Origin of the sequence: Bacillus sp. RCC_6_1, from assembly GCF_041360755.1 — a bacterium.
Classification (GTDB): Bacteria; Bacillota; Bacilli; order Bacillales; family Bacillaceae_G; genus Bacillus_A; species Bacillus_A cereus.
The window spans coordinates 842,409-851,785 of the sequence record NZ_JBFUPV010000001.1 but is presented as its reverse complement, the minus strand read 5'-3'; the positions used below and the strand labels follow the sequence as shown (position 1 = coordinate 851,785).

Sequence of the window (9,377 nt, the reverse complement as noted above, 5' to 3'; positions counted from 1 at the left end):
GTCTTGGTCAAAATAACATATGTGTGTGACAAATAAAGCGAAACATGTACAAGTTGATTTCGTAATAATGATTTAAATGTCTAGATAAGGGGATGGAGTATGATTGAATTAGAAATTAGGTTGGAGCGTCTTAGGGAAGAACAAATAGGCGATATTGTAGCATTATCTTCTTATATTGGCTGGGATTATAACAGAGAAGAAGTTGAAACAATTTTTAACTCAGGTATTGTATACGGCGTATGGAATGAGAGAAAGGAACTTATTGCTAGCGCGGCAATAATATTATATGGGGAGAAATTAGCGTCTATCGGAATGGTGATTGTACATCCAGATTATAAGGGGAGAGGGATTGGAAAGATAATAACGGAAGCGTGCGTTAAAAGCGTATCAGCTCATACTCCAATTATGCTGATTGCTACGGATGAAGGGAAACCTTTATATGAAAAGTTAGGACTTAGGGCAGTAAGTTATGTTTCTAAATACATATGTAACTCATACAATGCGAAAGATTATTGTGTAAGAAATGAAGATTATGTGATGAATTATGAAGAGGGTGATTTAGAAAAAATAATAAAAATAGATGAATATGCGTTTGGAACAAATAGAAAAGAGTTTTTAAAGAAAAGAATTATGCAAAGTGAACAGTGTATCGTTGTAAGGGACAAGGAACAAAATGTATTAGGTTACGGTTTAAGCATACAAACACCAGAAAATAAGATAATAGGGCCGGTTGTTGCTAAAAATGATGAGATGGCAATGAGAATAGTACATGATTTAGCAAGAGGGCATAATGGTAAATTAAGAATTGATGTACTAGAAGGAAAGAACGATTTCATGAAAGAATTAGAGATTGCTGGTTTTAAAAAGGTGAATATACCGCCAATTATGATGAAAAATAGTAATCGGTTAATAAAAAGAAATAGTGAACTATATAGTATTGCAGCGCAAATTTTTGGATAAAAAAGAACCCTTTTAAATGAAGGATTCTTTTTTGAGCCAATTTAATCACGATATTGGTCATGAGTTGGCTGAAAGAGGTCTTCCTCGATATCTCGCACCATAGAAAAATGATCAACGTTATAATGACCGTGTAAAGTTTTATTGTGATGACCAATAATTTGTTCTGCAGACAATACGTTAGAATCAGTTGTTGAATGACCGTTTTTAATTAATGTAACGTCAAATCCTTGTACAGTTGCTGTCCTAACGGCAGTGTCAATGCAATGTTCTGTTTTACATCCGCCTATAACAATATGATTAATGTTTTCTTCTTTTAAAAGTTCAAGTAAAGAAGTACCGTAGAATGAATTGGTTGCTGCTTTATTAATAAAGATTGCAGACTGGGGTACTTGAATTTGATTATGTACTTCAAATCCTTCGCCACTACCAGAAGCAACATCGATATCTCTTACGAAAACAATAAGAGCATTTGAATCTATTGCTTTCTGGAGGGCTATATTTAGTGTAGATAATAGCTCGGTTTTACGAAAAACTTCATTCTCTTGCTCATTTCCATCAATTAATTCTTGCTGAGCGTCGATAATTAATAGTGCTTGTTTCATCGTGTCTCCCCTTTAATATGAAATAAGTTCCACTGTACATATTCCTTCAGATTGTTAGAAAATCCTCCATTGTAAGAGAAGTAGAAGATTGATTTACAAAGTTGTCAAAGAAATTTCATTCTCATAGCGTGTAAAAACATGTATGATAGGAGATGGAGAATTTTTGAGTAGGTGGGAATAACATGCAAACAGTAGAAGATTATCTTTCATTCTTACATACGAAAGGATTTAAATTATCAGAGGAAGCACAAGGGTTTATTATGTTTGGACAAGGATATACTGGTGCGTCTGATGGGATTGTGAACGCAGCAATAGAAGCGACAATTAAACATCAATTGCAGTTTGATGGTAGTTATTTCGTTGCGTTATTAGAACGATTGAAAGAGGAAGAAATTACAGATAAAAAAAGCGCTAAGGCTTTTATGCGGAAGTTACAAGCGTAACTTCACGCAGCCTGCGCTTCTTTTTTTGTTTTGGAAGGTAATTCAACAAAAATCATGCCTAGAAAAATACATAGACATCCGATAATAGCAGAAATAGAAAGTTGTTCATTTGCAACGAGAACGCCTGTTAATGCAGCAAAAACGGGCTCCATTGCGAAAATAATTGCTACCCTCGTTGGAGAAGTGTGTTTTTGTGCCGATGTTTGAATGAAAAAAGCAATAGATGTTGCAAACAGGGCAGTTAGAAAGAGTGCGAATAAAAAGGATTGATTCGTCCATAGTGATACTGAAAATAACTTTTCCCAATCTTCAAACAAAAAAGCGCAAATAGAAGAAAATATACCAACAGCTAATACTTGAGATGTGCTTAATAATAAAGGTGATATTTTCTTAGAAAAGAAGCCGTTAATAAGAATATGGGCAGCGAAAGCGACTGCACAACCGAGAACAAGTATATCTCCTATATTTAATTGGAAAGAATCAGCAGCTGTTAATAAGTATAAACCTGTTGTAGCTACAACAATACCAAGTACGATGAAAATGGTAGCTTTTTGTTTTAAAAAGATAAAGGATAAGATTGGGACCATAACAATGCTTAGCCCAGTTAAGAAACCTGCTTTTGAAGATGTTGTATAGAGTAAGCCAAATGTTTGCAATAAATAGCCGACAAATAAGAAGAACCCAACTATTAATCCGGCTAAACTACTATGTTTTAATTCTTGTTTTGAAGTTTTCTGTGAGAAAATAATTTGAACGAATAATAAAATAATTCCAGCGAATAAAAAGCGAATACCATTAAACGTAAATGGACCAACGAAAGACATAGCGTTTTGAACGACAACAAACGTAGCTCCCCAAATAAAAGAGACAAATAATAAAGCAAGAGGAGCAATCCACTCTCTTTTCACACTCATACCCCCGTTAATTTTGTAAGATAGCTTTTCTAGCTAATTCATCAGCTACTTTATTTTGACTACTTGGAATCCACTTAATAAAAAAGAGATCGAAGTTTTTTATGTACTGCAGTGCTTCATCTAAAAGAGGTGCAAATATTTTATTTTTTGCGTATTCTTTTTCAACAGCCCGTTCGACAAGCTGCGAATCTGTACGAAAAGAGACAGTGCTATAATTATGCTCGATGCAATATTTTAATGCTAGAAGTAAAGCGCGGTATTCTGCTTCATGATTGGACATTGTTCCAAGTGGTACTGATAATTGTACAGGCGGCTGAACGCCTTTAATAAACACTCCTGCACCAGAAGGACCAGGATTTCCTTTTGATGCACCATCAATATATACTTCAATCAAAATGAGAAACCTCCAAATTATAAGATTATCCCCTACTTAAATATTTTTTTGAAGTAGGGGATAGGGTAGTTATCCGATTGTGATGCTGTAACGACATGTAAATGTTTCATTCGCTTGTAAAGATTGAATTCCCTTTTTGTCCTTGAAATCTTTTGCTGGATTTACTTCATCAGCGATTCCATACCAAGGTTCAATACATAAGAAAGGTGCGTTATCCCCTGGTGTCCATACGCCGACAAATGGAAATCCATCAAATTCTACTTTTACAAATTTATTATGTTTATGAGAACGAATCGAAATTTCATTCGTATTCATATGTTCAAAAATAAGTGCATCATTTTTGAATAAATCGTATGTAAGTGGCAATTCAGTCGTATTTTCAGCGATTAATTGCTTTTTGTTTGAAAGATAAGGTCCTTCTAATACGCTTGTTTCTAAGCGTTCCGAACCATTAAACGATAAGTGATAATCTGTAAATGATTCACCGTCCAATAAAGGGAAATTGAATCCAGGATGTGCTCCGATTGAGAAGAACATTTCTTTAGAAGTAGGATTGTTTACTTCATATGTTACATGAACACTTTGTCCATCTAGCTCATAAGAAACGAGTAATTCGAATTCGTATGGGTATTTTTTTAATGTTTCTTCATTACTAGTAACGATATAAGTGATCTTTGTTTCGCTTTGTTCTTTCACAGAGAAAGTAAGATCACGAGCGAAACCGTGTTGTGTTAATGAATATGGTTTACCGTCTACGTAGTATGTATTATCTACTAATCGACCGACAATTGGGAACAAAATTGGTGCACGGCGTCCCCAATAAGTAGAATCACCTTGCCATAAATATTCTATGTTGTCTTCTTTTAAGCGAACGCTCTGTAATTCTGCACCTTTGTCAGAAATGGAAACGATCACTTTTTCATTTTGAATTGTTGCTGTCATGAAGTGAAACCTCCTAAATCTTTCATATGTTTCATTATACGTTGTCTAAAAGGAAAAAGGTAGTTTATGATAGGAAATCTATTGACGAAAGAGGGGCTACCACGTAAAATATAATCTTGTTGCTAAAAAAAAGAATAACGTGGTTCGAAACCATCCCACGTAAAAAAACTAAGGAGATTTTGTCATGAATATTAGAACATTAGTCGGTAATGGTATTTTAGCGGCATTATATATTGCTGTTTCTATGCTTATTCAGCCATTTGGCTTTACAAATGTACAGTTTCGTATTTCAGAGATGTTTAATCATCTCGTTGTATTTAACAAGAAAGCAATTTACGGAATTGTATTAGGTGTATTTTTAACGAATCTCTTTTTCTCACCTATGATCGCTTATGATTTAGTATTTGGAGTAGGCCAATCTATTCTTGCATTAGTTGCAACGATTATTTCTATGCGGTTTATTAAAGGTGTTTGGGCTCGTATGATTTTTAATACAGTTATCTTTACGGTTACAATGTTTATGATTGCAATTGAACTTCATCTTGCATTTGACCTACCATTTATGTGGACTTGGTTAACATGTGCAGCAGGTGAATTCGTAGTAATGGCGATCGGTATGCCTGTAATGTACTGGATTAATAAGCGAGTACAATTTGAAAGATTTATGTAATAGATGAAAGAGCTATTCCTTATATAGGATGGCTCTTTTTGTATGTGATTATATTGAATATAATACTGTGACTCTTGATAAAATATAATAAAATAAAGTGAGGCTTCAATTAGCCGGATAAATAAGAAGTCTTACATAAGGGGAATGTAGTATGAAATATAAAATTCATTGGTTGTATAAAACGAAGCGCGGATTGCAGACGGAATTAACAACAGAGTATATGAACATAGAAGAAGTACTTCAATTTGCAGAGGATTTTGAGAAAACAGGAAGAGTAAAAGAAATTTCATTTTATGATGAAATGGACGCAGAATGGTCATTAAAAGAGATGAAAAAGTTAAGTAAGCAAGTAGAGGAAGATCCCCAAGAAATACTCGTTTATTTTGATGGGGGGTATGATGTGCAAACGAAAGAAGCTGGCGTTGGTATATGTGTGTATTATAAAAAAGGAAATACAAACTACCGGATTCGCCGCAATGCATATATAGAAGGTATATATGATAATAATGAAGCGGAATATGCATCGTTACTATACGGTATGAATATACTCGAGGAATTAGGGATTAAGTATGAAGCAGTCACACTTCGCGGTGATTCTCAAGTTGTACTGCAGCAATTAGCCGGAGAATGGCCTTGTTATGATGAGCATTTAAACCATTATTTAGATCAAATTGAACAAAAGGCGAAGCAAATGAAATTAAAACTTATATGTGAACCAATATCTAGAAAACAAAATAAAGAAGCACATCAATTAGCTACGCAAGCATTGGAAGGAACAGTTATTGATAGTCATAAAGAAATAACTGAATAGAGAGGTGCAAAGGTGGATAAAAAGCAACTCATTACAGAGGTAAATGACTTATTAGAAACGTATTGTGAAGGATGTTTCTTGCGAGAACATAATCGAAAGACAAATAGTAAATATTATGCCCATTCATTTTGTATACGGCAATGTACAGTTGGAGAAACATTGAAAAAGTATGGAGAACAGTTGTCATGAAAAAACATCCAGAGAAAATTCTCTGGATGTTTTTTAGTGTCTTGCTTCGTTTAGTTGATGCTCACATTTATTTAATTTCTTTTCCTCATTCATTAAAAATGGCTCATCTAAATCAGTTGCAACAGATTTCATAATTTCAAGCTGAGAGCGAGCTGCTTCTACAGCAGTAGTAGCATGCTCTAATGTATCTGGATCCATTGAAATTGTTGCTGATCCTACCATTTTTTGTGCTGTTTCTACACGGAATTTCACTTCTTCAAAATCATTTACTTCTGATCCCATTAATAATTCCTCCTTTGTATAGTGCGCATTTCACATAGTTTTTGCTCTGTAAAACGGAAATATACAAAGGAATAACAAAGGAGGTTACCAAGTAAGGCAACCTCCTGTTATATGTTGGATTAAAGTTTTACTACGTTAGCAGCTTGAGGTCCGCGGTTACCTTCAGTAATGTCGAAAGATACTTCTTGACCTTCTTCTAAAGCTTTGTAGCCGTCTCCTTGAATAGCAGAGAAATGTACGAATACATCGTCAGCGCCTTCCATTTCGATAAATCCAAAACCTTTTTCGTTGTTAAACCATTTTACTTTTCCTTGCATGTTACAATTCCTCCTAAAAGCGTTTACTATTTTCATTTAGTGAAATTCATTAAAAAAATAATATAAACTAAAAATGCTATATTCTTGAATATTCTGCTAAATGATTAATTTAAATATACACGAATTGGGAGAATTTAGTCAAGTAAGCGATTTTATTTTTTTTGTATTTTTAAATAATTTTCCAGTCAAATTTTTAAATAGGTATAGGACAGGCCGAGTATGTAATATTCTTAATTGAATGCTATACATAATGAGGTGAAAGAATGAATAAGTCTTACTTATTAGATAATGAAGGAATGAGAACGAGAACCGACATACCGGATTGGGTTGCAAAAGAATTTGAGATTTTTTCAAATGTTGTGTTAGAACCAACTTTTCCATGTTATTTCGGTTTAACAGCTTTGAAAAAGAATGAACTTCGTTATTCATTTCTTTCTCATAATGATTGGAGTCATTTGCCGCATACAATGTTATCTTTTTTAGAGTTAATGAAAGAGAGACCGATTGTAAGAAGGGGCTTTTTCCTTTTTGTAGAACCGGAATGTGAAGAACAATCACTCGAATATTACCGTGATTCTTTTTGGAAAGTGTTACAGTATTTACATGAAAACGATAATCAAGCATGGCCAAAGCAAATTCCTGAAGACCCAGACCATTATTTATGGGAATTTTCATTTGGTGGTGAGCCAATATTCGCATTTGGAAATGCGCCAGCTTATAAACAACGAAAAACTAGACATTTAGGGAATTCTCTCGTTATTGGGTTTCAGCCACGCACTATTTTTGATGGATTAGAGGGAGATCGTCCTAAAGGAGCATATTCAAGACAAATGGTCCGTGAGCGAGTTGAAAAGTGGGATCAATTGCCGAAACATCCTAACATTAGTCATTATGGTGACCCAGAGCATCGTGAATGGAAACAATATTTCATAGGAGACGATGTAGAGCCAATAAAAGGGAAATGTCCTTTTCTTCATAGGATAGAAAAGTAAGAGCCATCATCTAGATGGCTCTTTTGTATATTTTGGATAAAAAAGGGTATTTTATTATGAAAGCTAGTCTATTTTTTAAAATTACATCATTAACTAGTAGTAAAGAGAGTAGAAAGGATAGAGCGATGATTGGAGCAATTATACAGCAAATCGTATTAGGTATATCATTAGCTGCGCCAGTAGGGCCGATTAATATTGAAATGTTAAAACGAGGAATTGAACGTGGTTTTTGGCACGCTTGGGTTGTTGGAATTGGTGGAATGACTGCAGATGTTTTATTTATGCTTCTCATTTATTTCGGTTTATCTTCTGTGTTTATGTATACATATGTACAAGCCTTCATGTATTGCACGGGTTTTTTCTTGTTATTTTATTTAGGATTTCAAAGTGTAAAACAAGGAATTTTCGAATCGAATATGGAATATAAAAAAGAAGAGGTAGGTGGCCTTAAGCAATCGTTTATGGCAGGATTTTTAATTGCGATATCCAATCCATTAAATCTTGTTTTTTGGTTTGGTATATACGGAAGTACACTTAGCTCATTACTTACGAAGGTAACGAAACAAGAAGCTTTTTTGTACAGTCTTTGCATTATTGTTGGTATTATTTTATGGAATTTAAATATTGCTTTTTCTGTACATTTTGGAAGAACTTTATTAAAACCAAAAGCGCTTGGCTACATAACAGCCGGAGCAGGTATTATTTTAGTAGGTTACTCTATACATTTTGCATACAAAGCTTTACAGTTGTTCACATAAGATTGAAGGGGAGATTTTTATGTATCGAACCACTATTGACGGAAAAGAAATTATAATTACGTTAGCGCCAAAAATCCGAAAAGAAATTACTGATAGAAATCCACTATATGAAGCGGTATTTCATAATGCTGCAAGATTGTTACAAACAAAGCAACCGACGTTTGCAGTAAATCATGAAATATTTGGGCTCATTATTGGAGAAGTGCAAAGAGGAGAAGTAACAGTGTTTGCAGTGGAACATATTATTCCGAAGCAAAATATATTTGGATCAAACAATTTTTTCTCGGCAATAGAACAGCAGGCAAATTTGTAAAGTGAATAGAATAAGAATAGAAAAGAAATAGTCGTAACGATATGTTGCGGCTGTTTTTTTGGAAAAGGGGGAAACAAGATGAAGAAAGTGGGGAAAGAGTTCTTTTTACAACATGATATTGTTATTATGTATAGCATTCTATTTATTTTCATTATTATTTTAAAAATGCAATTTTTTACGTGGTTTGGCATGTTAGCATGTATGTTTGGGATTGTTTTCTATACACTTAATGAATATATGACACATCGTTTTTTATTCCATATAAAGCCACCTAAAAACACATTTCTATTAAAAATGTTAAGAAGATTGCATTATGATCACCACGTATATCCAGATGATTTAAAACTTTTGTTTTTACCTGTATGGTTTAGTATACCCAGTTTTACTATATATTTACTTATAGCGTATGGTATTATAAAAAGTGTTACTATTGCACTTTCATTTGGAATCGGAATGATTATTATGCTGCTCGTTTACGAATGGAAACATTATATTGCTCATAGACCGATTCGTCCCGTCACTAAGTTTGGAAGATGGCTAAAAAAACAACATATATTACATCATTATAAAAACGAAAAGTTTTGGTTTGGTGTTTCAAATCCAGTATTCGATTTTATATTTGGAACACTTAAAGACGGAAAAGATGTTGAGTTAAGCGAAACGGCTCGTAATTTAGAAAAGGAAAAAAAGACAAAAGTAGTGCGTTAAGCACTGCTTTTGTCTTAATGAGGATAAATAAGTAAGGTGTCACTTTATTTTGAAAAAGTATATTAAAAATTTAGGGGAAATT

15 protein-coding genes and 1 riboswitch are annotated in these 9,377 nt (G+C 33.7%); of the genes, 9 read left to right on the top strand and 6 right to left on the bottom strand.

Annotated elements, in window-relative coordinates:
• Positions 1-99 precede the first annotated feature (99 nt).
• Positions 100-960 carry a GNAT family N-acetyltransferase gene (locus AB6801_RS04245; RefSeq protein WP_097998930.1) on the top strand — a complete coding sequence of 287 codons (861 nt, stop codon included), beginning with the start codon at positions 100-102 and terminating at the stop codon, positions 958-960.
• Positions 961-1,001: 41 nt separating this feature from the next.
• On the opposite strand, the gene AB6801_RS04240 is transcribed toward AB6801_RS04245, so the two are convergent.
• The gene (locus tag AB6801_RS04240) at positions 1,002-1,562 is read right to left on the bottom strand and encodes a cysteine hydrolase family protein (protein ID WP_000806320.1); all 561 of its coding nucleotides are present in this window, start codon (positions 1,560-1,562) and stop codon (positions 1,002-1,004) included.
• Between the two features lie 182 nt (positions 1,563-1,744).
• Between AB6801_RS04240 and AB6801_RS04235 the strand changes: the two genes are divergently transcribed.
• Complete coding sequence (locus AB6801_RS04235; RefSeq protein ID WP_001195212.1) at positions 1,745-2,005, top strand: DUF6123 family protein; 261 nt, start codon at positions 1,745-1,747, stop codon at positions 2,003-2,005.
• A gap of 2 nt (positions 2,006-2,007) precedes the next feature.
• On the opposite strand, the gene AB6801_RS04230 is transcribed toward AB6801_RS04235, so the two are convergent.
• The 3 genes from AB6801_RS04230 to AB6801_RS04220 form a co-directional block, all read right to left on the bottom strand.
• Positions 2,008-2,913, bottom strand: a complete 906-nt coding sequence (locus AB6801_RS04230; protein ID WP_000818085.1) for a DMT family transporter — start codon at positions 2,911-2,913, stop codon at positions 2,008-2,010.
• Between the two features lie 13 nt (positions 2,914-2,926).
• Positions 2,927-3,313 carry a reverse transcriptase-like protein gene (locus tag AB6801_RS04225; RefSeq protein WP_000573880.1) on the bottom strand — a complete coding sequence of 129 codons (387 nt, stop codon included), beginning with the start codon at positions 3,311-3,313 and terminating at the stop codon, positions 2,927-2,929.
• A gap of 69 nt (positions 3,314-3,382) precedes the next feature.
• Positions 3,383-4,255, bottom strand: a complete 873-nt coding sequence (locus AB6801_RS04220) for an aldose 1-epimerase family protein (RefSeq protein ID WP_000127397.1) — start codon at positions 4,253-4,255, stop codon at positions 3,383-3,385.
• A 133-nt stretch (positions 4,256-4,388) separates the two neighbouring features.
• Positions 4,389-4,433: riboswitch (PreQ1 riboswitch) on the top strand.
• Positions 4,434-4,439: 6 nt separating this feature from the next.
• Between AB6801_RS04220 and AB6801_RS04215 the strand changes: the two genes are divergently transcribed.
• From AB6801_RS04215 to AB6801_RS04205, 3 genes are all read left to right on the top strand, one after another.
• Entirely contained in the window at positions 4,440-4,925 is a 486-nt protein-coding gene (locus AB6801_RS04215; protein ID WP_001026477.1) for a QueT transporter family protein, read from the top strand.
• Positions 4,926-5,076: 151 nt separating this feature from the next.
• A complete protein-coding gene (locus AB6801_RS04210; RefSeq protein ID WP_000875554.1) occupies positions 5,077-5,736 on the top strand; it encodes a ribonuclease H family protein in 660 nt (219 codons plus the stop codon).
• A gap of 12 nt (positions 5,737-5,748) precedes the next feature.
• A complete protein-coding gene (locus tag AB6801_RS04205; protein WP_000358801.1) occupies positions 5,749-5,925 on the top strand; it encodes a zinc-finger domain-containing protein in 177 nt (58 codons plus the stop codon).
• Between the two features lie 33 nt (positions 5,926-5,958).
• Here the strand turns inward: AB6801_RS04205 and AB6801_RS04200 are convergent, their stop codons facing one another.
• Positions 5,959-6,207 (bottom strand): DUF2564 family protein, encoded by a 249-nt coding sequence (locus AB6801_RS04200; protein ID WP_000534392.1) that lies wholly within the window; start codon positions 6,205-6,207, stop codon positions 5,959-5,961.
• Positions 6,208-6,326: 119 nt separating this feature from the next.
• The gene (cspB, locus tag AB6801_RS04195) at positions 6,327-6,524 is read right to left on the bottom strand and encodes a cold shock-like protein CspB (protein ID WP_001161731.1); all 198 of its coding nucleotides are present in this window, start codon (positions 6,522-6,524) and stop codon (positions 6,327-6,329) included.
• 263 nt (positions 6,525-6,787) lie between these two features.
• Between cspB and AB6801_RS04190 the strand changes: the two genes are divergently transcribed.
• The 4 genes from AB6801_RS04190 to AB6801_RS04175 all read left to right on the top strand — a co-directional run bounded on the left by AB6801_RS04190 (position 6,788) and on the right by AB6801_RS04175 (position 9,295).
• Positions 6,788-7,516, top strand: a complete 729-nt coding sequence (locus AB6801_RS04190) for a YqcI/YcgG family protein (RefSeq protein ID WP_001043769.1) — start codon at positions 6,788-6,790, stop codon at positions 7,514-7,516.
• A gap of 14 nt (positions 7,517-7,530) precedes the next feature.
• Entirely contained in the window at positions 7,531-8,274 is a 744-nt protein-coding gene (locus tag AB6801_RS04185) for a LysE family transporter (protein WP_001196839.1), read from the top strand.
• Positions 8,275-8,293: 19 nt separating this feature from the next.
• The gene (locus tag AB6801_RS04180) at positions 8,294-8,587 is read left to right on the top strand and encodes a hypothetical protein (RefSeq protein ID WP_000286362.1); all 294 of its coding nucleotides are present in this window, start codon (positions 8,294-8,296) and stop codon (positions 8,585-8,587) included.
• A 78-nt stretch (positions 8,588-8,665) separates the two neighbouring features.
• Positions 8,666-9,295, top strand: a complete 630-nt coding sequence (locus AB6801_RS04175) for a sterol desaturase family protein (protein ID WP_097998931.1) — start codon at positions 8,666-8,668, stop codon at positions 9,293-9,295.
• Positions 9,296-9,377: the final 82 nt, after the last annotated feature.

What these genes read in the sequence shown, in the direction of transcription:
- AB6801_RS04200 (WP_000534392.1), bottom strand. Translation starts at nt 6,207, where the DNA reads ATGGGATCAGAAGTAAATGATTTTGAAGAAGTGAAATTCCGTGTAGAA.
- AB6801_RS04180 (WP_000286362.1), top strand. Translation starts at nt 8,294, where the DNA reads ATGTATCGAACCACTATTGACGGAAAAGAAATTATAATTACGTTAGCG.
- AB6801_RS04185 (WP_001196839.1), top strand. Translation starts at nt 7,531, where the DNA reads ATGGCTCTTTTGTATATTTTGGATAAAAAAGGGTATTTTATTATGAAA.
- AB6801_RS04175 (WP_097998931.1), top strand. Translation starts at nt 8,666, where the DNA reads ATGAAGAAAGTGGGGAAAGAGTTCTTTTTACAACATGATATTGTTATT.
- AB6801_RS04240 (WP_000806320.1), bottom strand. Translation starts at nt 1,562, where the DNA reads ATGAAACAAGCACTATTAATTATCGACGCTCAGCAAGAATTAATTGAT.
- AB6801_RS04190 (WP_001043769.1), top strand. Translation starts at nt 6,788, where the DNA reads ATGAATAAGTCTTACTTATTAGATAATGAAGGAATGAGAACGAGAACC.
- AB6801_RS04235 (WP_001195212.1), top strand. Translation starts at nt 1,745, where the DNA reads ATGCAAACAGTAGAAGATTATCTTTCATTCTTACATACGAAAGGATTT.
- cspB (WP_001161731.1), bottom strand. Translation starts at nt 6,524, where the DNA reads ATGCAAGGAAAAGTAAAATGGTTTAACAACGAAAAAGGTTTTGGATTT.
- AB6801_RS04215 (WP_001026477.1), top strand. Translation starts at nt 4,440, where the DNA reads ATGAATATTAGAACATTAGTCGGTAATGGTATTTTAGCGGCATTATAT.
- AB6801_RS04245 (WP_097998930.1), top strand. Translation starts at nt 100, where the DNA reads ATGATTGAATTAGAAATTAGGTTGGAGCGTCTTAGGGAAGAACAAATA.
- AB6801_RS04220 (WP_000127397.1), bottom strand. Translation starts at nt 4,255, where the DNA reads ATGACAGCAACAATTCAAAATGAAAAAGTGATCGTTTCCATTTCTGAC.
- AB6801_RS04210 (WP_000875554.1), top strand. Translation starts at nt 5,077, where the DNA reads ATGAAATATAAAATTCATTGGTTGTATAAAACGAAGCGCGGATTGCAG.